The organism is Amycolatopsis solani (assembly GCF_033441515.1).
GTDB lineage: Bacteria > Actinomycetota > Actinomycetes > Mycobacteriales > Pseudonocardiaceae > Amycolatopsis > Amycolatopsis solani.
This window is the reverse complement of record NZ_JAWQJT010000001.1, coordinates 3,828,474-3,852,559: the sequence shown is the minus strand read 5'-3', so window position 1 is coordinate 3,852,559 and position 24,086 is coordinate 3,828,474. Positions and strand designations below refer to the sequence as shown.

Below are 24,086 nucleotides of genomic sequence, written 5' to 3'. Positions count from 1 at the left end.
CTACGCGGCCGGCACTTCGTCCGGAATGGACTCCGCGGCCGGCGCCGGCTCCTGGCCGCTCTTCGGCACGTGCCGGAACAGCAGCAGCGCCACCGCCGCCAGCACCACCATGAGGACCGCGCAGACGATCGCCGCACCGGCGAACCCGCTGGTGAAGGCCTCGCGGATGGCGGTCAGCAGCGAACCGGCGAGGTCACCGGGCAGGCTGCCGGCCGCGGCCGTGCCCTCGGCGATGCCCTCGCGGGCGGCCGCGGCGACGTCGGACGGCACCCCGGCCGGGACCTCGGCCACGCCGCGGTAGACGGCCGTGGCGATCGACCCGAACACGGCGATCCCGAACGCGACCCCGAGCTCGTTGCTCGTCTGCGAGATCGCACCCGCCGCCCCGGCCTTCTCCGGCGGCGCCGAGCCCATCACCAGGCCGATGCCGAGCACCAGCATCGGTGAGAGACCGGCGGTCGCGAGGACCGTGCCGAGCACCGTGATGACCAGGCCGCCGCTCGCCGGCACCTGCGTGAGCAGCACGAAACCGACCAGCGAGACCATCATCCCGGCGGCGATGACCACCGCGGGCCGGAACTTCTGCGCCAGGCCCGGCGACACCATGTACCCGGCCACCATGCCGACGGTGTACGGGATCAGCCACAGGCCGGAGTTCAGCGGCGAGAGGCCGAGCACCAGCTGCAGGTACTGGTTGAACAGCAGGATGATCCCGCTGATCGTGGACCCGCCGAGCAGCATCATGCCCAGCGCGCCGCTGAAGGCCGGGCGGCCGAGCAGCCGCACGTCCAGCAGCGGGTCGGCGAGCCGGCGCTGCCGCCGGACGAACGCCACCCCGAAGAGCAGGCCCGCCGCGAGGACCGCCAGCGACACCACGACCGAGCTGCCCCGCGCCAGTTCCTTGAGGCCGTAGATGACCGGCAGGATGGTGGCCAGCGACAGCACGATGCTGACCAGGTCGAGCTTGAAGCCGCCGGCCCCGGCGGCCTTGTGCTCCGGCAGCAGGATCGGGGCCACGACCAGCAGCAGCCCCATCACCGGCAGGCCGAGCAGGAACACCGAGCCCCACCAGAAGGCCGACAGCATCACGCCTCCGACCAGCGGGCCGATCGCCATGCCGACCATGAAGAAGCTCGTCTGGACGCTGATCGCGACCGCTCGCTGCTTCGCGTTCCGGAACATGGTGGAGATCAGGCCCAGCATCGTGGGCATCAGCGTGGAGCCGGCGATGCCGAGCCCCGCGCGGGCGGCGATCAGCATCTCCGCGCTGGACGACCAAGCCGCCACCGCCGAAGCGACGCTGAACAGCGCGGCGCCGATCATCAGCAGTTTCCGGTGTCCGATGCGGTCACCGAGGTTGCCCATGGTGACGAGGAGACCGGCGATGGTGAAGCCGTAGATGTCGACGATCCACAGCATCTGCGCGCTGCTGGGGTGCAGGTCCGCGGTGACGTGGGGAATCGCCAGGATGAGAACGCTCAGGTCCAGCGAAAGCAGCAGGGTCGGGAGGATGAGGACGGCGAGGCCGATCCACTCCTTCTTGCCCGCCAGCTCGCCGGGGGGCGTCGAGCTGTTGGTGGTCATGATCCCCTTTGGGTCTTTTGTCTGAATCGTTTCAAGAGTCACGTGGCGTGACTCGTCCAACACTGATCGTCGGTCACTCTCGATCACGGCCGCATCTTTCTGATTGCTCTGCGTCACGAAGTCCGCAAGCAATCGACGAGACGCAGGCGGGAGTCGGCGGCTGGGAACCTCGAAGGCAAGGACCGTCGCCCACCTGGGCGTTCGCCGACGCTGGGAGCACACGATCATGCGGATCCTCTTCGCCACGGTGCCCCTGTCGGGACACTTCTTCCCCCTCGTGCCGCTCGCGTGGGCCTACCGGGCCGCCGGCGCCGAGGTCGTGGTGACCACGTCGGAGGACTACCTCCCGACGGTGCTGCGCGCGGGGCTCCCCGCGACGCCGGCCGGGCCCGCGGCGGACTTCACCGGCCTCGCCGGCGACGGCTACGAAGACGCCGGCGAGCACCTGCTCGCCCACGGCCGGGTGTTCGCGGGCATCTCCGCCCGCAACCTCGTCGGCACCCTCCGGCTCGCCGAAAGCTGGCGGCCGGACCTCGTGGTGTTCGAACGCGCGGCCGCGGCGGGCGCGATCACGGCGGCGGTGCACGGCGTCCCCGGCGTCGAGCTGCAGTGGGGCGTCCCGGCGCTGCGCGAGTACCGGGCCGCGGCGGAGGAGGTGCTCGCCGGCGAGCTGGCCGCGCTGGGCCTGCCCGGGCTGCCGCGCGCGGACCACGTCGTCGGCACCTGGCCGCCGAGCCTGCGCCACCTGCACGCGGCGGAGCAGTCGAGCCTGCGGCACGTGCCCTACAACGGCGACGCCCGGCTGCCGGACTGGCTGGCGGTCCCGCCCCGGCGGCCGCGGGTGTGCCTGACGCTCGGCACCGTCCTGCCCGGACTCGGCACGGCCGGGCTGTTCCTGGCCCTGCTCGAGGAGTTGTCCACATTGGACATCGAGCTGGTGGTGGCGGTGGCCGACGAGACGGCGGCGGAGTGGGGCACGCTGCCGCCGTCGGTGCTCCACGCGGGACGGCTCCCGCTGGCGCAGGTGCTGAGGACGTGCGACGCGGTGGTCCACCACGGCGGCAACGGCACATCGCTGGCGGCGCTCGAAGCGGGCGTCCCGCAGCTGGTCCTGCCGCACTTCGACGACCAGATCGGCAACGCCGAAGCCGTGGTGCGCTCGGGCGCCGGGCTGCGGCTGTCACCCGGGGAGATCACGCCGGAGGCCGTGGCAGCGGGGTGCGCTCAGTTGCTGGACGACCCCCGGTTCGCCGAGGTGGCGGCCGCGGTGGCGGCGGAGAACGCCGGCCTGCCGTCGCCCGCTGAGGTCGTTCGCACGCTGACTCCCCTGGCGCTGCGGCCGGAACTGCGCCGCGCGGGCTGAGTCCCCCACTCCACGACAAAGGCCGCGGGCCGGGTGACTGCCACCCGGCCCGCGGCCTTTTCGTCCGGTCGCGCGCGTCCCGCCCCAAGCGCCCCAATGTGGCGTTGGTTGCGTCCAGCGCACCCAATGTGGCGTTCGATGCGTCTGACGCACCGAACGCCACATTGGGGCGCATCGGCCAGACCCGGGCTCAGCTCTGGTGGTCGAGCGTGAGCTGCTCCAGGATCTTCACGTACTCGGCCGGGCCGGGGACCGAGTTGATCTCCTTCTGCAGCCGCTGGGCGTTCTCCTTGAAGGATTTCTCCTCCAGGACCCGGCGGATCTGCTCGCGCATCACCGCGGCGTCCGGCTCGGCCACGTTCAGCACCAGGCCCGCGCCCTTCGCCAGGGTGAAGCGGGCCAGCGCCGGGCCGAGGCTGTAGCGCGAACGGGCCAGGCGGGCCGCGCCGGAGGGGTTCGCGCGGATGCTGTGGCCGACGAAGTCCACCAGCAGCTGCGGGACGCTGTTCAGGATCGCCGGCATGACCGTGCCGACGCCGCCGTGGTGGATCAGCAGCGAGCACGTCGGGACCAGCTGGTCCAGCGGGACGAAGGGGAGCACGCGGACGTTCTCCGGGATCTGCTCGACCTTCGCCAGCTGCTGGTCGTCGAGCGTCGCGACGACCTCGACGTCCAGTTCGGACAGTGCGTTCAGCAGCACCGGGATGTGGTCCCAGCCGCCCTCCATGAACGCGCGCTCGGACAGGCCCAGCGACACCGCGACGCGGGGGCGCTCCGGCACCGGGTACAGCCAGCCCGGCATCGGCTGCTGGCTCGAGTACGACACCCACCGCATCGGGACGACGTTCGCGGACACCTCGGGGCCGATCTCCGTCGGCTGCGAGTTGATCGTCCACTGGCCCCACAGCAGCTCGTCGTCGATCTCGACGCCGTAGCGCTCCGCCGCCGCGCGGACCGTCTCGACCGCCGGGTTCGGCAGCTCCGGGGCGCCCGGCTTGCCGGTGAGCTCCTTGAACTTGTCGATGCTGCGGCAGAAGACGTCGGGCGCGGTCCACCAGCGGGCGTGCGCCGCGCCGGCGACCTTCGCCGCCACCGCGGCCGCGGGCAGGCAGGCGTCCCAGATCACCAGGTCCGGCTTCCACGCCTTGGTGAACTCGACGAGGCCGTCGAGGAACGGGAGCGGCTCGTTCGGGTCGCCCTTCCACGGCGCGAAGTCCCACTGCGCGGGCAGGTAGTACTGGCTGTAGACGTCCCAGTGTTCGCGGTCCGGGTCGTCGGCGTCGAAGCCGAGGGCTTCGAGGGCCGCGGTGATCTCGGCGAGGTCCGCGCGTTCCTTCTCGTAGGCCCGGCCGGGGCCCATCGGGATCGGCATGCTGTCGATGTCGCAGACCGCGACCGGGGTGATGCCCATCGACGCGATCGTCTCCACCCCGCCCGGGTGCGTGGCGATCACGACTTCGTGCCCCGCGGACTTCAGCGCCCAGGCCAGCGGCGCCAGCGGGAAGGTGTGCGCCGGGGCCGGCCAGATGGCGAATTGCACACGCATTGTTTCGGCTCCTCCAGGACGTGTCGGCGGGAGACTTTCTTCAGCCGCCAAAGGAAAATCGTAGGGGCGCTGAGCAGTGCGGACATCTCCCCGAGTGCCGCTCAGGCGGCTTCGGCCCGCCGGTCACCGTGTTCTTCCGGGTCCGGGACCGCCGTCAGCCCGCCGCGTTCCGACGCGATCCGGGAAAGCGCCGCATAACGCTCGGGACGCCGGGCGCGCAGCCACACCGAGAAGCCCGCGCCGGCCGCGACGACGACCACGAACGCCCACGGCAGCGAGTTCACCAGCGTGCTGGTGGTGCCGGTGAGCAGGTCGAAGTTCTGGATCACCAGCACCGCGGACGCCACCAGCCCGAGCAGTCCGAGCACGGGCGCGACCCCGGTGCGCCACCAGTGCCGGTCCGGGCGGCGGCGGAAGAACGCGATGACCGAAAGGGACGCCGCGGCCTGCAGCCCGACGATGCCGAGCGTACCCAGCCCCGTCATGGTGGTGGCCAGGTTGACGTACGGGTCCGCGCCGGCGATCGCGAAGATCGCGGTCACGGCGACGGTGAAGATCGTCTGCGTCAGGCTCGCGCGGTGGGGCGACCCGTGCTTGCGGTGCACCGCGCCGAGCCCGGCGGGCAGCACGCGGTCGCGGCCGAGGGCGAACAGGTAGCGGTTGGCCGCGCCGTGCATCGCGAGCATCCCGGCGAACAGGCTGGTGCACAACAGGATCTGCATCCCGGTGGTGACCGTCGAGCCCAGGTAGTCGTCGGTGAGGCTGCCGAAGAGGTTGCCGAGCTGCTGCCCGGCGACGTCCCGCAGCTGCCCCGGCCCGACCGCGCCGACCGCGACCCAGCTCGTCAGCGCGTAGAAGACGGCGATGAGGATCACCGACCAGTAGGTGGCGAGCGGCACGCTGCGGCGCGGGTTGCGCGACTCTTCGCCGTACAGCGCGGCGGATTCGAAGCCGATGAAGGAGATCAGCGCGAACATCAGGGAGACGCCGAGCCCCGCGCCGACGATCGTCGCCGGGTCGAACGAGGCCGCGGGCAGCGCACCGCCGCCGTGCCGGATCAGCACCGCGACGTCGAGCAGTACCAGGATCGCGACCTCGGCGATCATCAGGACGGCGAGGACCCGGGCACTGAAGTCGATCTTGCGGTAGCCCAGGACACCCATCAGCGCCAGCCCGATCGCGGCCCACACCGGCCACGGCCAGTCGAGGCCGTAGGAGGACGCGACGAGCTGCGCGAAGTAGGCGAAGGCACCGGTCATCCCGACGGTGGCGGTGTTGTAGGCGAGCACGGCGGCCCACCCGCCCCCGACCGCGGCCGGCCGGCCGAGCCCGGCGGACAGGTAGCCGTAGAACCCCCCGGACGTCACGATCCGGCGGCTCATCGCGGCGTACCCGACGGAGAAGCAGAGGAGGGTGAGCCCGGCGAAGACGAACATCGCGGGCACCGCGGCGCCGTTGCCGATGGCGAACGCCAGCGGGACGGTCCCGACCATCGCGGCGAGCGGAGCCGCGGCGGCCACGACCAGGAACACGATCTTGGGGGTGCCGAGGGTGCGGCGGAGGGACGCCGGTCGCGCGTCCCCGGAACCGCGGTCGGATGCTGCGCTCACGGGGTTCTTCCTCTCACTCGCTCGCGATGTGTTCGCGACCAAGTTTTCGCCTGCGAGCGGCCCGCCCTCGTCTCCCCCGCTGCGGACTCGAGCGCCCCAATGTGGCGTTGGTTGCGTCAGACGCACCGAACGCCACATTGGGTGCGCTGGACGCACCGAACGCCACATTGGGGCGCTTGGGCGGAAGCGGAGCGGATGCGAAAAGGGGCGGCCGGCGAGTGCCGGCCGCCCCTTCTCTTCCGCACGGGAGGTGCGTCAGGACGCCTTGGCCAGTCGCGTCGACTGCGCGCCGCGGACCAGGTCCGCGGCCTTCTCCCCGATGACGATCGCCGTCGCGTTCGGCGCGCCGCGGCCGACGGTCGGCATCACCGAGACGTCGGCGACCCGGAGGCCGTCGACGCCGTACACCTTGAGCTCGTGGTCGACGACCCGGCCCATCCCGCAGGCGCCGCTGCCGTGGAAGATCGAGTTCGTGTAGCGCCGCACGTACTCGCGCAGGTCGTCGTCCGAATCGGACGCCGGGGCGTTGAGCAGGCGCTCGTTGAACTTCGCGAACGCCGGCTGGCGGGCGATGTCCATCCCGATCCGGACGCCGGCCACCGCGACGTCGAGGTCGCCCTCCGCGGTGAAGTAGCGGTGCTCGATCTTCGGCTTGGCCGTCGGGTCCTCCGCCACCAGCGTGATCTGCCCGCGGCTGCGCTGCGTCAGCAGCACCGGGCCGAAGGTGATCGCGTGCCGGGTCGGCACCGTCAGGCCGCTGTCGACGAACTCCATCGGGCCCGCGAAGTACACGACGTCCGGGCCCGGCAGGCCCGGCTGCGTCCGCACGTAACCGCCCGCCTCGGGGCCGTTCGACGTCAGAGGGCCGCGGCCCTCTTCCTGGAACGCCCGGATGCTCTCCGGCTCGAACGCGCTCAGCAGGCTGTTCGGCTGCGAGTGTTCGTAGATCAGCGGAACCAGCGGGTGGTCCTGCAGGTTCTTGCCGACCTCGGCGTGGTCGAGCACGACCTCCATGCCCAGCCCGCGCAGCTGGTCGGCCGGGCCGACGCCGGAGAGCAGCAGCAGCTGCGGCGAGTTGTACGCCCCCGCCGAAAGGATCACCTCGCGCTCGGCGTGGATCGTCAGCTCGTCGTCGACCTGACGGCCGGTGACGCCGATCGCGCGGCCGTTCTCGATCAGCACGCGGTAGACCTGGTAGTTCTTGATCAGCGTCAGGTTCGGCCGCTCGAGCGCGGGGTGCAGGAACGCCTGCGCGGTGCTCCACCGGCGCCCGTTGCGCTGGGTCACCTGGAACCGGCCGAAGCCGTCCTGGGTGGGGCCGTTGAAGTCGTCGTTGGCCGGGTGCCCGGCCTGCAGCGCCGCTTCGACGAGCGCCGTCGTCGACGGGTTGAGCGAACGACCGTCCGAAACGGACAGCGGGCCGCCCGCGCCGTGGTATTCCGACGCGCCGCGCTCGTTGTCCTCCGACCGCTTGAACAGCGGCAGCAGGTCGTCGTAGCTCCAGCCGGGCTGGTTCCAGCCGTCGTAGTCGATGCGGTTGTTGCGCAGGTACAGCATCGCGTTGATCGAGCTGGTGCCGCCGAGCACCTTGCCGCGCGGGTGGAAGATCCGCCGCCGGTTCAGCTGCTCTTCTTCGTGGGAGTCGTAGTCCCAGTCGACCCGGGTGCGGAACAGGTCGCCGAAGACGGCCGGGATGTGGATGTTCTCGACGTCGTCGTTGCCGCCCGCCTCGACCAGGGCGACCTTGACGTCGGGGTCTTCGGACAGCCGGGCCGCGAGCACGCAGCCCGCGGAGCCGGCGCCGACCACGATGTAGTCGTACATCAGCTGGCCTCCTTGATGAGGTCGGCGGCCTTCTCGCCGATCATGATGGCGGACGCGTTCGGGTTGCCCCGGCCGACGACCGGCATCACCGAGCAGTCGGCCACGCGCAGGCCGTCGACGCCCTGGACGCGCAGCTCGGCGTCGACGACCTCGCCGATCGCGCAGGTGCCCGCCGGGTGGAAGATGGAGTGGGTGTACCGGCGCAGGTACGCCTTGAGGTCGTCGTCCGAATCGGACGCCGGGAACTGGTAGAACGACTCGTGGAACGGCCGCAGCGCTTCCTGCTTGGCGATCTCCATCGAGACCCGCAGCGCCCGCACGCCCGTCTCCAGGTCGGACTCCTCGGCGAAGAAGTTGTTGAGGATGCGCGGTTTCGCCGTCGGGTTGGTCGACTGCAGGGTGATGTTGCCGCGGCTCTCCGGCGTGATGAGCACCGGGCCGAGGGAAATCGCGTGCTCGTAGGGGAACGCGAGACCGCTCTCCACGAACATCACCGGCGCCGCGAAGATCGCCGCGTCCGGGGCGGGCAGGTCCGGCAGGGTGCGGAAGTAGCCGCCGGCCTCCGGGCCGTTGCCGGTCAGCGGGCCGCGCTGCTCCTCCATGAACAGCCGGAAGTTCTCCGGCGTGGCCGCCGCGATCATGCTGATCGGCTGCGAGTGCACCGAGACCAGCGGCACCAGCGCGTGGTCGGAGAGGTTCTGGCCGACCTGAGGGCTGTCCGCGACGACCGGGATCCCGAACGCCGAGAGCAGGCAGGACGGGCCGATGCCGGACAGCTGAAGCAGCTGCGGCGAGTTGTACGCGCCCGCCGAGAGGATGACCTCGCGCTCGGCGCGGATGTCGACCGGCGCCTCGTCGCCCTGCTGCCCGGTGACGCCGACCGCGCGGCCGTTCTCGATGATCACTTTGTGCGCGCGGAACTCCGTCAGCACGGTGAGGTTCGGCCGCCCGAGCGCCGGGCGCAGGAACGCGGCCGCGGTGCTCCACCGCCTGCCGTCGCGCTGGGTCAGCTGGAACTCGCCGAAGCCGTCCAGCTCGGCGCCGTTGAAGTCGTCGGTGGCCTTGTAGCCGGCCTGGACGGCGGCTTCGACGAGCGCCACCGAGCTCGGGTTGTGCGAGCGGTTGTCCGAAACGGACAGCGGGCCGCCTTCGCCGTGGTACTCCGACGCGCCGCGCTCGTTGTCCTCGGACTTCTTGAAGTACGGCAGCACCTCGTCGAACGACCAGCCCGGCTGGTTCCAGCCGTCGTAGTCGATCTTGGTGCCACGGACGTAGAGCATCGCGTTGGTGGAGCTGGTGCCGCCCAGCACCTTGCCGCGCGGGAGGTAGAGCCGGCGGCCGCCGAGGTGCGGCTCCTCCGCGGTGTCGTAGTCCCAGTCGTAGCGGGTGCGGAACAGCTGGCTGAACGCCGCCGGGATGTGGATCTCCTCGGCGTCGTCCGGCGGGCCCGCCTCCAGCAGGGCCACCTTGACGTCGGGATCCTCCGACAGCCGGGCCGCCAGCACGCACCCCGTCGAACCCGCGCCGACGATCACGTAGTCGTACATCTGCTCTCCAAGCTCCAGAAGGTGGATCGGGGTCGAGCTCGCTGCCGGAGCTCGGCGGGCGGGGCGGCGGGCTCGCGCCCGCCACCCCACGGGGGTCAGCGCGGCGCGAGCGTGCCGTCCGGACGCAGCCGCGACACGACCTCGACGACCGCCGCGGTCGCCCGGCGCGCCTCCGCCTCGGTGAACACCAGCGGCGGCGCGAGCACGAAGTTGTGCCCGTACGGCCGGGCGATCACGCCGTGGACCTTGCGCGTCTCGAACGCGACCGCCTCGACCTGCGACCAGTCGAGCGGGATCGTCGTCTCCTTGTCGGCGACCAGTTCGAGGGCGGCGAGGGTGCCCTCGATCCGGACGTCGCCGACGTTCGGCAGGTCACGCGCCGGGGCCAGCCCCTCCTCGAACCAGCCCTGGATGCGCCGCGCGTTCTCCAGCAGGCCTTCGCGCTCGATGATGTCGAGCGTCGCCAGGCCGAGGGCGCAGGCGACCGGGTGCCCCTGGAAGGTGTAGCCGTGGAAGAAGCCGCCGTCGCCGATCAGGGTGTCGGCGATGTCGTCGGTCATCAGGGTGGCGCCCAGCGGCGCGTACCCGCCGGCGATGCCCTTGGCCGCGGTGATGATGTCCGCGTCCATGCCCTGGTTGGCCGACTCGAACCACGAGCCGATCCGGCCGAACGCCGTGACGACCTCGTCCGCGATCAGCAGGATCCCGTTCTTGCTCAGGACCTCGCGCACGCGCTTCCAGTAGCCGGCCGGCGGGGCCAGGACGCCGCCGCCCGCCATGATCGGCTCGCCGATCATGGCCGCGATGTTGCCCGCGCCGATCCGCTCGATGGTGTCCTCGAGCTCCTTGACCAGGAAGTCGGTCGGGTCGACGTCACCGTAGAGCTGCTTCGCGCGGTACGGGTAGGGCGGGGAGAGCTTCTCGACGTGCGGCAGGTTCGGGCCGACGCCGGCCTGCATGGGCGGGAAGCCGGTCGCGGTGCCGCTGCCGTAGGTCGCGCCGTGGAACGAGTAGTGCCGGGCGAGGATCCACGTGCGGTCCGGCGAACCCTTGCGGGTGTGGTAGAGCCGGGCGGCCTTGATCGCCGTCTCCACCGCTTCCGAGCCACCGCTGGAGAAGGCGACCCGGTTGATGCCGGCCGGCGCGAGCTGCGCGAGCCGCTCGGCGAGCCGGATCGCCTTCTCGTTGGTGAACTCGAGGAGGCTCGTGAAGAACTCGATCTCCTTGATCTGCTTCGCGGCGACCTCGGCGAGGTCGGCGCGGCCGTGACCGAGCGGCGAGTGCCAGACCCCGCCGCCGGCGGCGTCGAGGAGTTCGTTGCCGCGCGCGTCCCAGACCGTGCTTCCCTGCCCCTTGACGATGACCAGGCGGTCGGTGATGTCACCGCGGTGCATCGAGCGGACCAGGTGCTTGCGGTCGAGGTCTTCGAGCTCCGCGGCCGGGGCGGACAACGGCGGGATCCCAGGTGTGGTCACGGCTTTCAGTCCAATCATGAGAGGAGACGACGTTATTCGCCCCAGGAACGTTGGCACACAACACTTTCCGAAACCGTTTTCACCGTACCCGGCGGTCGGTCGGGGACTTCTCCGCCGGTGCGGGCGCTCAGATGTACTGCGTGTTGGGTTCCAGGCCGAGCAGGACCCGGCCGTAGAGCTCGTTGTTCGTGTCGGGCGCCATCAGCGCGTGCAGGTTCACCACGTGGATGTCGCGGGCGATGCGCTGGATCGGCACGCTGGTGTAGGCCGACGAACCACCGCTGGCGAGGCTCAGCGCGTCCACCGCCGACTTGGTGAGCCGGCAGATCGCGCCGATGTCCGCGCGGGTGCGGGCGCGCTCGAGCAGCGACCACTCCCCGCCCGTCGCGGCCTTCTCGTCGGCGGTGCGGGTGATCCGGTCCGCGTGGAAGGCGGCCTGGTCGATCTGCAGCCGGGCCTCGGCGACCTTGAGGTGCGTGACGGGCGCCTCGGCCTGGTGCGCGTAGTCGGTGTAGGTGATCTTGCGGGTGCCGACGCGCTCGAGGAAGTTCTCCATCGCCGCCTCGGCCAGCCCGATCGCCGTGCCCGCCGAAGACGCGTTCGCCACGCCCAGCAAGGGGTTCCGGTAGATCGGCAGCTCGGCGCTGGCCGGCGAGTGGCTCTGGCCCTGCAGGATCGAGACCAGCGGGATGACGCGCTCGGCGGGCACGAACAGGTCGTTGGCCGCGGTCGTCACGCTGCCGGAGCCGGCCATGCCCATCGTGTACCAGTCGTCGATGACCTGCAGATCGCTCAGCGGCACCAGCGCGGCGACCGGCCACATGCCCTGGCCGTCCGGCGTCGGGGCGATGGCGATGATCTCCTGCCAGTGGCTGTGCAGCGCGCCGCTGATGAACCCCCAGCGGCCGTTGACGACGTAGCCGCCGTCGGTCGGCACGGCCTGCCCACCCGGGCTGAGCGTGCCGCAGACGCGGACGTCCGGCGTCGAGTAGACCTCGTCCTGGACCGCGTCCGGGAACATGCCGACCATCCAGCCGGGGATGTTCCACACCGACGTCGTCCAGCCGACGGCGCCGTCACCGCGCGCGAGCTCCACGAGCACCGCGTTCAGGGTGGCGGTGTCGACCTCGAACCCGCCGTAGCGCTTCGGCACGCGCAGCTTGAAGAACCCGGCGTCGCCCAGCGCCTCGAGCGTGTCGTCGTGCAGGCGGCGGTTCTCTTCGTGCCACAGGGCGTTCTTCTGCAGGAGGGGCACCAGGTCCTGGGCCCGGCGGACCAGTTCCTCGCGCGAAGGGACGGGGACGTTCGTCGTCATCGGTGGTCCTTCCGGGTTTCCACGTGCGGCGTCGGATCGAGAATCCGCTTACCCGCTCCGGCGGCGCACCTCCGCGATTGCGGAGCACGCCGCCGGTGCGGCCGGAGCGGTGCTCAGCCGCGGATCGGGCTGCTCTGGTGCGACAGGAGCGACCACTCGCCGTCGCGCTCCACCACGATCCAGGTGGCGCGGATCTGGCGCGCCGGCGCGGTTTCGGTCTCGCCGTCGAGGATGATGCCGCCCTGGGTGATCACCAGCGCGGTGTCCTCGGCCAGGAACGTGACCTGCAGCGGCCAGCCCTTGACGTGCGCGCCGGCCAGCGGGCCGTCGAAGCCCGCCTGCATGTAGGCGCGGATCTGCTCCCGGCTGGTCAGCTGCTCGTCCTGCATGAGCAGGCTGCCGTTCTCGGTGAAGACGCTCGCGAACTCGTCCGCGTCGTTGGTCTTCCAGGCGTGCGTGATGCGCAGCGGCACGGTGAGCGCGGCGCGGTCGCGCGGGTCGTCGAACTCGCGGTAGAACTCCGTGTCCTCCTCGACCCCGTACGAGGCGAGGATCTCCGTTGCGGTGGCGGGCATTGCGGCTCCTTCGTCGGTGTTCCGGGTGTTCACCAGCGGAGGGTCGCGCCGGTGCCGCGCGGGCTGTTCTGGTAGCCGGCGAGGTACCACACGCCGTCTTCTTCCTTCTTGACCGTCCAGGTCGAGCGGACGGCGAGCTCCGGCGAGATCTCGGTCTCCCCCGGCGCCAGGATGCCGCCGTGCGTGCGGATCAGCGCGACGGTGTCGTTCACGATCCGCAGGTCCACCGGCTTGCCGGTGATCCGCGAGCCCTTGAACGGGCCGGCGAACGCGGCCGCCAGGAACGGGCGGATCTCGTCGCGGCCGACCTTGTAGACGTCACCCGGCAGGATCAGGGTGCCGTCCTTGGTGAAGACGTCGACGACCGCGTCGACGTCGTTGCGTGCCCAGGCTTCCACCAGCCGCAGCGGGACACCCAGCACTTCCTTTTCCCGCTCGCTCGTGAACGGGCCGTAGTAGTCGTCCAACGCGGACGACGCGTCGACTTCAGCGGACACCGGGTCCTCCTCTTTCGCGTCAGCGGACGGGTCCCGCCCATCATCGGCGCTCACCCCGTGACCCGGCGCCTTCTGCATTGCCGCTACGTCACGCGCTCCGGTCGAGGCCGGCGACGAGCGGCTCCGGGCGCACGTTGTGCGGGTACGGCCAGCCGCGCTGCGTCAGGTAGAGGACGAGGTCGACGGTGTTGCTCGCGACGTCGATCTGCGCAATGCGGTGGTCCTCGATCTTCAGCACAATTGTTTCCACGGACGTTCCCTCGCGGCCGGTCGGCCCGATGTGGAAGAACGGCTCGTCGTGTTTCCAGTGCAGGGTGAAGACGATGAAACCCCGCCCGTTCCCCTGTTCGTCGAGGGCGAGGTGCTCGTCGACGAGGTCGATGCGCTTGCCGAGGCGCACGAACCACTTCGCCCATTCCTTCAGTGCCCCCAGGCCGATTTGCCCGAACTGGGCCGGGCTGTTGATGAGGACGTCGTCGGCGATGATGGCGTCCCAGCGGTCGAACTCGACGAGTTGCAACCCGTCGTAAAGTTCTCTGGTCAGCGTGGTTTCCGAAGTCACGGTCACTCCTGTGGAGAGTAGGTGTGGAATGACCGAGAATGGCACCGTCGCGGCGGGCGCTGCCACCTTCCGGGCGAATCACCGAACGTACCCGGCATTCTCGGAGTAGTGCGCCGTGCCCGCCCCGGTTACCGTGCGACAGTGGAGTGCTCCCGGCCCGCGGAAAGGGCGGACATGATTCCCTTGCGCACCGAGGAGCCGCCGGAAGCGCGCCTGCGGGCCGCGCTCGCCGCCGACCGGCCGCTGCTGCACGACCCCCTTCGCCTGCGGTCGCTGCTCGAAGCGAGCGCGGTGCGCGACCCCGGCGAGTTCTTCCTGCTGTTCCTGCACCACTGCATGGCCACCGGTGCCGCGCTCGACCAGGGCGCGGCCGAAGAGGACGTGGCGGGCCTGGTCTCCGGGCGGTGGGCCGGCGCCGCGCTGCTCGCCGAACTGGGCCACGCCAACAGCAACTCCGGCACGCACACCGAGGCCGTCTTCGACCCGGCGACGCGGGAGTTCGCGCTGTCGACCCCGGTTCCCGGCGCGGCGAAGTACCCGGCCACCTTCGGCCCGGCGGGGTTGCCGACGCTCGCCGTCGTCAGCGCCCGGCTCGTGACCGGCGGCTCCGCGCACGGCACCGCGCTGTTCCTGGTCCCGGTGCGCGACGAGCGCGGCCCGTGCCCCGGCGTCACGATCGAGCCGTGCCCGCCGACGGCGTTGCTGCCGCTGGACTACGCGACGGTCCGGTTCGACCGGGTCCGCGTCCCCTACCGGCGCTGGCTGCGCGACGGCGCGTCGATCACCGCGGACGGCACCTTCCACGACCCGCTGGCCGACGCGGGCGCCCGCGGCCGGCGCACGATGAGCATGGGCCGCTTCGGCTGGGGCGCGATCACCGCCGGCCTCGCCGCGGTCGCGCGCGCGAGCGTCTCGCTCGCCCTCGAGCGCGCCGGCCGCCGCCGGACGCTCGACCGGCTGGCCGGCGAAATCCCCGCGATCGATCACCTCAACCAGCAGCGCCTGCTGTTCGGCGCGCTGGCCTCGGCGCTGGCGGCGACGACGCTGGCCCGGCGCGAGACCGGCCGCTACTGGTCCTTCGGCGCGCCTCCCGGCGTCCACCGCGAGCTGGGCCTGACCAAGGTCGCGGTCACTTCGCTGGCCGACGACGCCGTGCACCGCGCCCGGTCCGCGAGCGGGACTGCCGGGTTCTTCTCCGAACACCGGCTGATCGGCTACCAGGGCCTGACGCTGGCCTTCCAGTCAGCCGGCGGCGACAACCGGCTGATCGGGCTGGACGCGGCCTGGACGATGGCGTCGGGCCAGGACTACACGCCGCCCGCCGACGAGCCGGGCGCGGACGAGTGGGTCACGCTCTTCCGGCACCGGGAACGGTTGCTGCACAACGAACTCACGGCCGGTCTCGACAGGACGTTCGCCGACTGGAACGCGCGTTCGGAACTGGCCCTGCGTTTCGTGTCCGCGCACTCGGCCCGCCGGACGGCGGAGGTCGTGTCCGGGGAGCTACCGCCGGACTTGTACGAGCTGCACTGCCTCGAGGAGATCGAGGCGCACGCGGGCTGGTTCCTGGCCCACGGGCTGCTGACCGCCGAGCAGGTCCTCGGCCTGCCGGAGCGGCTCAACGAGCTCTGCCGCCGCCTGCACCAGGACCCCACCGCGTTCGCGCACCTGCTGGCCGGTGCGGGCTCGTGAGTGTTTAGTCGGGTTAGAACCCGACTAAACACTCACGACCTTCCCGAGTCGATCAGCGCGCGACGGCCTCGACGACCGACACCGCGAACCCGGTGTCGAGGACCCGGGTCAGCTCCAGCTCGGCCTTCGCGAACAGCGTCCGGAACTCCTCCTCGGTGCGCTCCCGGCCTGGCAGGATCGACATGACCATGATGTCGAACAGCTTGCCGAGGTGCGGTTCGTTGCGCGGCGGGATCACCGTGTCCAGCACCACGATCCGGCCGCCGGGGCGCATCGCGCGGCGGCAGTTGCGCAGGATGCGCACGCACTGCTCGTCGTTCCAGTCGTGGATGATGTGCTTGAGCAGGTACACGTCGGCCGGCGGGCACTCCTCGAAGAAGTCGCCGGTGACGAGCTCCCAGCGGTCGTCGTCGCCGAGCTCGCCGAGGCGGTGGCCGGACACCACGTGGTCGCCGAGGTCCATCAGGAGGCCGTACAGGCTGTCGTCCGCGCGCAGCGCTTCGAGCAGCAGCCCGCCGTACCCGCCACCGACGTCGACGACCGTCGCGCCCGCCGGGAACGTCAGGTTGCGGACGATGGAAGCGTTTTCCGAGTCGGACTTCGACTGCATGCCCGAGTAGAACGTCTCGGGCGACTCGACGTCCCGGAAGTAGTCGAAGAACGTCGTACCGAAGACCTTGTCGAAGGACGCGTCGCCGTGCTCCACGCTGTGGGCGAGCTCGCCGTGCGAGTTCCAGAACGTCTTGTCGGTGAACGTCAGCACCGCGGACCGGAGCGAACCTGGCACGTCCGAGCGCAGCAGCTCGGCCTCGGGGGTCAGCTCGAACCGCCCCCGGTCGTCCTCGTGGAACACCCCGCGCATGGCGAGGGCGCGCAGGACGCGGTTCAGGTTGTCCGCGTGGGCGCCGGTGGCCTGCGCCAGCTCGACGACCGTCTTCGGGCCATCGGCCAGGTGGTCGGCGACGCCGACGGCGGCCGCGGCGCGCAATGCCGCGGAATAGACGTAACCCAGTGTCTCCTCGAACAGGCGGATCCCGGCCTGCTCGGTGTCGGAGAGTCTTGCCGGACGGTTGCTGTCCACGGGATCACCTTCCGCTCGTCGCCTGTGGCCACCCATCGTGGCGGCGCCCCGCGCCCGGCGTCGACTTCTCCCGTGCGCGACCACAGTGGACAGTCCACGCGCGAAGGCCACCCCACGTCGGGGTGGCCTTCGCACCGCGGCGGGCTCAGCCGCGGATCGGGCTGGTCTGGTGGGAGACGAGCTTGTAGTCGCCACCCTCCTTGCGCACGACCCAGGTGGCCCGGTTCTCGTTCTCCGGCGCGATTTCGGTCTCGCCCTGGTTGATGAAGCCGCCCTTGGTGATGGCGAGCGCGACGCCGTCGGCCAGGAACTTGACCTGTACCGGCTCGTCGGCCACGCGGCTGCCGCGGTAGGCACCCGCGAACTGCTCGGTCAGGTAGGCGCGGATCGCGTCGCGGCCGCGCAGCTGCTCGTCGCCGATCAGCATGCTGCCGTCGTCGGTGAACAGGTCGGCCAGCGCGTCGGCGTCACCGGCGTCCCAGGCGGCACGCAGGCGCAGCGGGACGGTGAAGACCGCGCCCTCCTCGCCGTTCGGGAAGTCGCCGTAGTAGCCGGCCCACTGCTTGGCCTTGGCGACCAGGTCGGAAGCCTTGGAAGTCATCGGTTTCTCCTCGAAGATGGGGGTTACCAGCGGAGGGTGGCGCCTTCGCCGCGCGGGCTGTTCTGGTAGCCGGCCAGGTACCAGGTCCCGTCGCGCTTGACGGTGATCCAGGTCGAGCGGACGGCCAGCTCGGGCGCGATCTCGGTCTCGCCCTCGGCGAGGATGCCGCCGTGCGTGCGGATCAGCGCGACGTCGTCGGTGACGAAGCGCAGGTCGACCGGCTGCCCGGTGACACCGCTGTTCTTGAACGGCCCGGCGTAGGCGGCCTTCATGAAGATGCGGATCTCTTCCCGGCCTTCCTTGTACACGTCACCCGGCAGCAGCAGGAGGCCGTCCTCCAGGAAGACGTCGGCGACGCCGTCGGCGTCGTTCTTCGCCCACGCCGCCACCAGCCGCAGCGGAACCTGGAGCACCTCCTTCTCCTTGTCGCTGGTGAACTCTCCGTAGTACGCGTCCAAACGGGATTGTTCGGTGGTCGTCATTCCGGCCCCTTGTCGTCACGGATCTCTGCCGGGTTCGGCACAGCAAACCCCGACTACCATGGTGGGCACCCACTTCCGCGCGGGCGCCTTCATTCGTGCTTGGCGTTACGCGGCCGCGCGCGCGGTCTCGGCGGCCTTGGCGGCGGCGATGACGGCGTCGTAGTCGGGGTGCTCGCCGATTTCCGGCACGTATTCCGCGTGCACGACGGTGTCGTTCGCGTCGATCACGAAAACGGCGCGGGCGAGCAGGCGGAATTCCTTGATCACCACACCGTAGGCGGTACCGAAGGAAAGGTCGCGGTGGTCGGAGCCGACCAGCGCGCCCTCGATCCCGGCGGCACCGCACCAGCGCGCCTGCGCGAACGGCAGGTCGACGGAGACGGTGAGCACGGAGACGTCCCCGAGCCCGGCGACCTCCTCGTTGAACCGCCGGGTCTGCAGGTCGCAGACCGGCGTCTCGAGCGACGGCACGACCGAGACGATCCGCACGCGGCCGGCGAGCGAGGCGCCCGCGACCGGGGACATGTCCGGCGCCACGACGGTGAAGTCCGGAGCCTGGTCGCCGACACCGACGGCCGGCCCGAGCAGGGTGACCGGACGGCCGCGGAAGGTCGTGACGCCGGTGCGTTCGGGAATCGCGTTCATGGACTGAACCACTTTCGGCTGGGTACGGGTCGAGGCCCCAGTTTCCGGCTCCGGCTCGCGCGGCGCCTCTCCTCGACTGCCGGATTCCGTGCGCGGGTCCGAACGACAGGAATGAGTCATTCACGTCACCAGACGACATGAATGAGTCATTCACGGCATCGCACCCGGCCGCGAGAGGGCCTGCGCGCTCCGCCGGCGGCCCGTGGCCTGACCTGACCGGGCCCGGCCGGCCCGACGTCCCAGGCGGAGGTCGCGAATGACTCATTCGGGACCGCCAGCGTCCCGAATGAGTCATTCGGGACGCTCGCCGCCCGCGCCACCGACCACGCACCTCTCCTCCACCACCCATCCCCTCCCGGCCCGAACGACAGGAATGAGTCATTCACGTCACCAGACAACATGAATGAGTCATTCACGGCATCGCACCCGGCCGCACCGGCGAAAGAAAAGCTTCAGTCTTTCACCCACACGATTGACCGGCGTCTCCTCCCGTGCCCTCCCACCCGCGACCGGTGTTCCCCACCGGAACCCGCTGCTACGGTCGATTTCCCCCACCGCCGAAGGAAAGGACCACCCCATGAATCGCCCGCCCGTCGTCTCGGCGGAGGAATGGCAGGCCGAGCGCGACAAGCTCCTCGTCAAGGAAAAGGAGCTCACCCACGCGCTGGACGACCTCGCCGCCCAGCGGCGGCGGTTGCCGATGGTGCGGTTGAAGGACGGCTACGTCTTCACCGGGCCCGACGGCGAAACCGGCGATCTCGTTTCGCTGTTCGACGGCCACAACCAGCTCATCATCTACCACTACATGAAGCAGCCGGGCAGCGACCACCTCTGCGTCGGCTGCGCATCGCTGACCGACAACCTCTCGCCGTGGGCACACCTCGCCCCGCGCGGGGTGCGGCTGATCCTCGAGTCCGTGGCGCCGCAGGAAGAGCTGGAGCCGCTGCGGCAGCGGTTCGGCTGGCAGATCCCGTGGTACTCCAGCTACGGCAGCACGTTCAACGAAGACATGGGCACCGGCGGCGGGTTCGGCGTCAGCGTGCTGCTGCGCGACGGCGACGAGGTCTTCCGGACCTGGTTCACCAACGGGCGCGGTACCGACCGACTCCGGCTCGACTTCAACCTGCTCGACCTCACGCCGTACGGGCGCCAGGAGGTCTGGGAGGACTCGCCGGAGGGCTGGCCGCAGACCTCGACCATGGGCTGGCTCCGCCTGCGGGACGAGTACTGAACCTCCGCACGCACGAAGGCGCCCGCGGTCCCGGCGCGGCCTAGGCTCGCGGCCGGGACCGACGTGCGGGAGGCCAGGATGCCGGGAGCAGAAGACGCCGTGGCGGCGGAGAAGCCGTCGCCGGCGCGGATGTACGACTACTTCCTCCACGGGGACAACAACTTCCCCGTCGACCGGGCGGCCGGGGACGCGGTCATCGACCAGGTCGGCGAGGTGCTCACCAAGGACGTCGTCTGGGAGAACCGCCGGTTCCTCGGCCGGGTGGTGCACCACCTCGCCGCCGAGCACGGAGTGCGGCAGTTCATCGACGTCGGGGCCGGGCTGCCCAGCATGGAGAACACCCACCAGATCGCCCGGCGGTCCATTCCGGACGCCCGGGTCGCCTACGTGGACCTGGACCCGGTCGTCGCCACCCACGGGAAAACCCTGCTTTCTGAGGAAGAGCAGAAGATCACCCGGCTGCTGACCGCCGACCTGCGCGAGCCGATGTCCATTGTGGACAACCCGGAGCTGGCGGACCTGATCGACTTCGCGCAGCCGGTCGCGCTGCTGTGCGTCGCCGTCTTCCACTTCATCACCGACGAAGACGACCCGCACGGCATCGTCCGCACGTTCCGCGAACGGCTGGCGCCGGGGTCGTTCCTCGCGCTCTCGCACCTCAACGCCGACGAGTCACCCGAAGCCGAGCAGGACACCATGCGCGCGATCTACCGCAACGCGACGTCGCCCATGGTGTTCCGGACCCGCGCCGAGATCGAGGCGCTGTTCACCGGCTTCACCCTGCAGCCGCCCGGCCTGGTGCCGACCGGGCACTGGCGCCGCGAAGGCGACACCACCCGCCGGATGTACGGCGGCCTCGGCCGGCTGGGCTGACCACCGCGCCCGCGGCCGGGTCCGCGGCCGTGGTCACCACGAACGAAGGGCGAATCCCTTGCCGAAACCGGAACCGTTCCGCATCGCCGTGCCCGACGAGGACATCCAGGACCTCCGCGAGCGCCTCGCGCGCACGCGCCTGCCCGGCGACCTGGCCAACGACGGCTGGGAGTACGGGACCAACCAGGAGTACCTGGCCGGGCTGCTGGCCGACTGGCGGGACAGCTACGACTGGCGCGTGCACGAGGCCGAGATGAACGAGCACGCGCACTACCGCGTCGATTTCGACGGCCAGCCGGTGCACTACCTGCACGTCCCCGGCGACGGGAAGCTGCCGCTGCTGCTGATCGGCGGCTGGCCGTGGACGTTCTGGGACTTCAAGGAGGTGCTGCCGCACCTGGACGGCCACGAGGTCGTGGTGGTGGACCTGCCCGGCTACGGCTTTTCGACGCCGCTGGCCCGGCCAGGCATCGGGTACGCCGAGACCGCGGACCTGTTCCACCGGCTGATGACCGAGGTGCTGGGCCACGAACGCTACGGGATCTACGGCTCCGACTGGGGCTCGATCATCGGCCAGCACCTGGCCCACCACCACCCGGAGGCCGTCGTCGGGCTGCACACGACGATGCCGTTCAGCCTCGAAGGCCCGATCCCCGAGGAGCTCTGGGCGGACGACGAGAAGGTGCGGCGCGCGGCCAACACGGCGTGGGCGCGCTACAGCAACGGCTACTTCGTGCTGCACACGACCCGCCCGCAGAGCATCGCCTACATCGGCGACTCGCCGGCGGCGACCGCGGCGTGGCTGGTCGAAAAGCTGCACGACTGGACCGACCACGACGGCGACTTCGAGACCGGGTACCCGCGCGAGCGCGTCCTCACGACGCTTTCGCTGTTCTGGTTCACGAATTCGATGGGCAGCACCGCGCGGCTGTACGCGGAGAGCTTCCAGAAGCCGTGGACGCCGAAGAGCGACGCGCAGCCGCTGTTCAACGTCCCGACCGCGGTCGCCGCCTACCCGCGCGAACCCGCGGCGGTGCCGCGGAAGTGGGTGGAGAGGCGCTTCGACCTGCGCCGCTACACGGTGATGGAGCGCGGCGGCCACTACCCGGCCGTCGAGTCGCCGGACACGCTCGGCCGCGACATCGCCGAGTTCTTCGCCGAACTGGCCTAGTCCGAGCGCCGCCAGGGTCGTGAGTGTTAAGTCGGGTTAGAACCCGACTTAACACTCACGACCCCGCGCGGCGCTCAGGCTTCGGGGAGCAGTTGGGCGAGGCCGCCGTAGCCGCTGTGCTTCAGGCGCTCGCCCGAGAGCTTCTTGTAGGCGTCGTCGGCCTGGATGCCGAGGCCGTCGACCATCCGGTTCATGAAGTTGAACAGCGCGCAGACCAGCACCGCGTCGTGCAGCGCGCGCTCGTCCCACCCGGCCGCGAACACCGCTTCGGCGTCGGCGGCGGTCATCCGGGACGGCGTCCGCGTCAGCTTGCCGACGTAGGCGAGGACCGGCTTCAGCCGCTCGTCGATCGGCGCGGAGTCCAGGTCGTCCAGCGCCGCGCCCAGCAGGCCCGCTTCGACGCCGAACGCCTCGGCGGTCACCGTGTGGATGCCGTGGCAGTAGCCGCAGTCGTTGACGCCGGAGACGTAGGCGGCGATCAGCTCCCGCTCCCCCGGCGTGAACGGCGAATCGCCGCGCAGCAGCTCCTCGTGGAAGGCCAGCAGGTGCCGGGCCGGGCCGGGGTTGGCCTGGAAGACCTGCAGCAGCGTGGTCTCAGCCGGCAGGGACTTCAAGTACGACATCGGTGTCCTTTCGATCCGCGATCCGGTCGACGTCGGCGCGGCGGAGCACGCACGCCGTCAGGTAGGCCAGCGACGCGGCACCCGCACCGGGAACGGCCGCGGCGACCCGGGCCGACGCCCGGTCCCACTCCCGCCGCAGCGAGCCCGGCGTCGACGTCGACGGCGGGTCGCCGAGCGTCGCGCGCAGGGCCCGCCAGTGCTGTTTGCCGGTGTCCAGGAGCCCGGGCAGGCCGGTGTCCGGGACGCCGTGCCGGGCCTGGTCGACGACCTGCGTCACCAGGGCCGGGTCGTCCGCCAGCCGGGCCAGCCCGAGCCCGGCGAGCAGCCGGTCGGCCTCGAGGCCGAGCAGGATCACCCCGACCTCGGTGGCGGCGGGCGCGTCGACCTCGGGCAGCGCGAACCGGGTGTCTTCGCCGGCGTCCATCACGTTCCTCCTCAGACGCCGACCGCGGTCTTCGCCGGCGCCGGGAGCTCGCCGCCCTGCAGCACCTGAGCGATCGCCGCCGCAGCTCGGGTGGTCGCCACCCGGTGGCCGTCGATGTTGCGGGCCGCCGGGCCGAGGACCATCGCCGCCGCCGCGCCGACCACCGACACCCGGGGGGCGCGGAGGTGGGTCAGGGTCCGCTCGTCGAGTTCCGGCCAGCCGTCTCGGACCGCGAGGGCGTCGTCGGGCAGCAGGCCTTCGCCGATCGACGGGGTGGTGCCCAGCGCGAGCTGGACGTGGTCGGCCGCGATCCGGCCGCCGCCGGCCAGGCGCACCACGGTCGTTCCGCCGACACCGGGTCCGATGCTCTTGACCTCGGCGCCGCGGTGCACGACCAGCCGTCCCTCGGCCTGCGCGCGTTCGAGCAGCGGGCGGAACTCGAACATGATCGACGCGCGCCGGAACGTGCTCATCAGCTCGAGCCGCTCGGACCAGCCGACGCGGTTGAAGCGCAAGCGGCCTTCGGGGCGGAAGAACGAGGAGTTCACGTCGGCGCACTGGTAGCGCTCGCCGGTTTCCCGCACGACCCAATGCACTTCGCGGCCTTCGTCGAGCGCGCCGGCGATGAGGTGGGCCGCGGTGAGCCCGGCGCCCACCACCGCCAGGCACCGCCCGCCGACCGGCACCGATTCGTCCCAATAGGACACTCCGGCCGGCGCGGATCCGCCGCCCCACCAGGAATCCGGCGCGTCGCGGCGCTCTTCGCCGAGGCACAGCACGACGTGCCGGGCGGTGACCGAGAACCGGTCGGCGCGCACGGTGACCGCGTCGCCTCCGGGCACGACCTCGCGGACGCGCGCCTGCCAAGCTTTGCGCCCGATGTGGTGGCTGGCGATCAAGTGGTCGCAGTAGGCGTCGAAGACGTCCACGGGCACCACCGAGCGGTGGCCCGACTGCGACATCCGGATCTCGCGCCGCTCGGTGCGGGTCAGCTTGCCCCAGTGCAGGCGCGCGAAGTCCAGGAGTTCGCAGTCGCGGTAGCCCTCGACGCCGGGGTGGTGCTCGTACGGCGAGCGCAGGACACGCTGGCCGAGGCGGTCGATGCGGCCGAAGAACCGGCTGCACGGACGGCCGGTCCGGTCGGCGATGACGACGTCGCGGACGCCGTGGTGCCACAGCGCGGACGCCACCGCGACACCGGCCGGGCCGGCGCCGACGACCACGACGTCCGCCGAGGTGGCGGGCAGCGTCCCGCGGACCGGGGCCGGCACCGGCGGGCGGGGCCAGTCACGTCCACGGGGCGAGTCCAGCAGGTGCGGCTCGGGCACGAACGAGATCATGTGCTCCCCAGCTCGATCGGGACCC

General features: G+C 71.1%; 22 protein-coding genes. 5 read left to right on the top strand and 17 right to left on the bottom strand.

Annotation, left to right across the window (positions count from 1 at the left end; translation table 11 throughout):
• Window positions 1-1,584 (bottom strand): MFS transporter, encoded by a 1,584-nt coding sequence (locus SD460_RS18310; protein WP_290058866.1) that lies wholly within the window; start codon window positions 1,582-1,584, stop codon window positions 1-3.
• 226 nt (window positions 1,585-1,810) lie between these two features.
• On the opposite strand from SD460_RS18310, the gene SD460_RS18305 reads away from it, so the two are divergent.
• A complete protein-coding gene (locus SD460_RS18305; RefSeq protein ID WP_290058867.1) occupies window positions 1,811-2,947 on the top strand; it encodes a nucleotide disphospho-sugar-binding domain-containing protein in 1,137 nt (378 codons plus the stop codon).
• A 190-nt stretch (window positions 2,948-3,137) separates the two neighbouring features.
• Here the strand turns inward: SD460_RS18305 and SD460_RS18300 are convergent, their stop codons facing one another.
• From SD460_RS18300 to SD460_RS18260, 9 genes are all read right to left on the bottom strand, one after another.
• A complete protein-coding gene (locus tag SD460_RS18300) occupies window positions 3,138-4,493 on the bottom strand; it encodes a nucleotide disphospho-sugar-binding domain-containing protein (RefSeq protein WP_290062966.1) in 1,356 nt (451 codons plus the stop codon).
• A gap of 101 nt (window positions 4,494-4,594) precedes the next feature.
• Complete coding sequence (locus SD460_RS18295) at window positions 4,595-6,103, bottom strand: APC family permease (protein ID WP_318306412.1); 1,509 nt, start codon at window positions 6,101-6,103, stop codon at window positions 4,595-4,597.
• A 255-nt stretch (window positions 6,104-6,358) separates the two neighbouring features.
• Window positions 6,359-7,927, bottom strand: a complete 1,569-nt coding sequence (locus SD460_RS18290) for a GMC family oxidoreductase (RefSeq protein WP_318306411.1) — start codon at window positions 7,925-7,927, stop codon at window positions 6,359-6,361.
• Window positions 7,927-9,474 (bottom strand): GMC family oxidoreductase, encoded by a 1,548-nt coding sequence (locus tag SD460_RS18285; protein WP_290062168.1) that lies wholly within the window; start codon window positions 9,472-9,474, stop codon window positions 7,927-7,929. Before SD460_RS18285 ends, SD460_RS18290 begins: the two co-directional genes overlap by 1 nt.
• A 95-nt stretch (window positions 9,475-9,569) precedes the next feature.
• A complete protein-coding gene (locus SD460_RS18280; RefSeq protein ID WP_290062166.1) occupies window positions 9,570-10,949 on the bottom strand; it encodes an aminotransferase family protein in 1,380 nt (459 codons plus the stop codon).
• Window positions 10,950-11,076: 127 nt separating this feature from the next.
• Window positions 11,077-12,264, bottom strand: a complete 1,188-nt coding sequence (locus SD460_RS18275; RefSeq protein WP_290062165.1) for an acyl-CoA dehydrogenase family protein — start codon at window positions 12,262-12,264, stop codon at window positions 11,077-11,079.
• Between the two features lie 113 nt (window positions 12,265-12,377).
• Complete coding sequence (locus tag SD460_RS18270) at window positions 12,378-12,839, bottom strand: SgcJ/EcaC family oxidoreductase (RefSeq protein ID WP_290062164.1); 462 nt, start codon at window positions 12,837-12,839, stop codon at window positions 12,378-12,380.
• A gap of 29 nt (window positions 12,840-12,868) precedes the next feature.
• On the bottom strand, window positions 12,869-13,336 hold the full coding sequence (locus tag SD460_RS18265; RefSeq protein WP_290062163.1) for an SgcJ/EcaC family oxidoreductase: 468 nt from the start codon (window positions 13,334-13,336) through the stop codon (window positions 12,869-12,871).
• An 88-nt stretch (window positions 13,337-13,424) separates the two neighbouring features.
• Window positions 13,425-13,898: a hypothetical protein gene (locus SD460_RS18260; protein WP_290062161.1), complete on the bottom strand. Its 474-nt coding sequence runs from the start codon at window positions 13,896-13,898 to the stop codon at window positions 13,425-13,427.
• Window positions 13,899-14,072: 174 nt separating this feature from the next.
• Here SD460_RS18260 and SD460_RS18255 point away from each other — a divergent pair, with 174 nt between their 5' ends.
• On the top strand, window positions 14,073-15,590 hold the full coding sequence (locus tag SD460_RS18255) for an acyl-CoA dehydrogenase family protein (RefSeq protein WP_318306410.1): 1,518 nt from the start codon (window positions 14,073-14,075) through the stop codon (window positions 15,588-15,590).
• Window positions 15,591-15,642: 52 nt separating this feature from the next.
• Here the strand turns inward: SD460_RS18255 and SD460_RS18250 are convergent, their stop codons facing one another.
• From SD460_RS18250 to tpx, 4 genes are all read right to left on the bottom strand, one after another.
• Entirely contained in the window at window positions 15,643-16,671 is a 1,029-nt protein-coding gene (locus SD460_RS18250) for a methyltransferase (RefSeq protein ID WP_290056338.1), read from the bottom strand.
• Between the two features lie 145 nt (window positions 16,672-16,816).
• A complete protein-coding gene (locus SD460_RS18245) occupies window positions 16,817-17,272 on the bottom strand; it encodes an SgcJ/EcaC family oxidoreductase (RefSeq protein WP_290056336.1) in 456 nt (151 codons plus the stop codon).
• Window positions 17,273-17,295: 23 nt separating this feature from the next.
• On the bottom strand, window positions 17,296-17,754 hold the full coding sequence (locus tag SD460_RS18240; RefSeq protein WP_160697723.1) for an SgcJ/EcaC family oxidoreductase: 459 nt from the start codon (window positions 17,752-17,754) through the stop codon (window positions 17,296-17,298).
• Window positions 17,755-17,859: 105 nt separating this feature from the next.
• Window positions 17,860-18,399, bottom strand: coding sequence for a thiol peroxidase (tpx, locus tag SD460_RS18235; protein ID WP_290056333.1), 540 nt, complete (start codon window positions 18,397-18,399; stop codon window positions 17,860-17,862).
• A gap of 577 nt (window positions 18,400-18,976) precedes the next feature.
• On the opposite strand from tpx, the gene SD460_RS18230 reads away from it, so the two are divergent.
• The 3 genes from SD460_RS18230 to SD460_RS18220 all read left to right on the top strand — a co-directional run bounded on the left by SD460_RS18230 (window position 18,977) and on the right by SD460_RS18220 (window position 21,674).
• Entirely contained in the window at window positions 18,977-19,630 is a 654-nt protein-coding gene (locus SD460_RS18230) for a DUF899 domain-containing protein (RefSeq protein WP_290056331.1), read from the top strand.
• A 78-nt stretch (window positions 19,631-19,708) separates the two neighbouring features.
• Window positions 19,709-20,503, top strand: a complete 795-nt coding sequence (locus tag SD460_RS18225) for an SAM-dependent methyltransferase (RefSeq protein WP_290056329.1) — start codon at window positions 19,709-19,711, stop codon at window positions 20,501-20,503.
• Between the two features lie 58 nt (window positions 20,504-20,561).
• Complete coding sequence (locus SD460_RS18220) at window positions 20,562-21,674, top strand: epoxide hydrolase family protein (protein ID WP_290056327.1); 1,113 nt, start codon at window positions 20,562-20,564, stop codon at window positions 21,672-21,674.
• 74 nt (window positions 21,675-21,748) lie between these two features.
• Here SD460_RS18220 and SD460_RS18215 read toward each other — a convergent pair whose 3' ends face one another.
• From SD460_RS18215 to SD460_RS18205, 3 genes are read right to left on the bottom strand one after another with little or no spacing between them, the layout of a single operon-like run.
• Window positions 21,749-22,297 carry a carboxymuconolactone decarboxylase family protein gene (locus tag SD460_RS18215; protein WP_290056326.1) on the bottom strand — a complete coding sequence of 183 codons (549 nt, stop codon included), beginning with the start codon at window positions 22,295-22,297 and terminating at the stop codon, window positions 21,749-21,751.
• A complete protein-coding gene (locus SD460_RS18210) occupies window positions 22,269-22,721 on the bottom strand; it encodes a DUF6187 family protein (RefSeq protein WP_290056324.1) in 453 nt (150 codons plus the stop codon). Before SD460_RS18210 ends, SD460_RS18215 begins: the two co-directional genes overlap by 29 nt.
• 11 nt (window positions 22,722-22,732) lie before the next feature.
• Complete coding sequence (locus SD460_RS18205) at window positions 22,733-24,061, bottom strand: FAD-dependent monooxygenase (protein WP_290056322.1); 1,329 nt, start codon at window positions 24,059-24,061, stop codon at window positions 22,733-22,735.
• Window positions 24,062-24,086 lie beyond the last annotated feature (25 nt).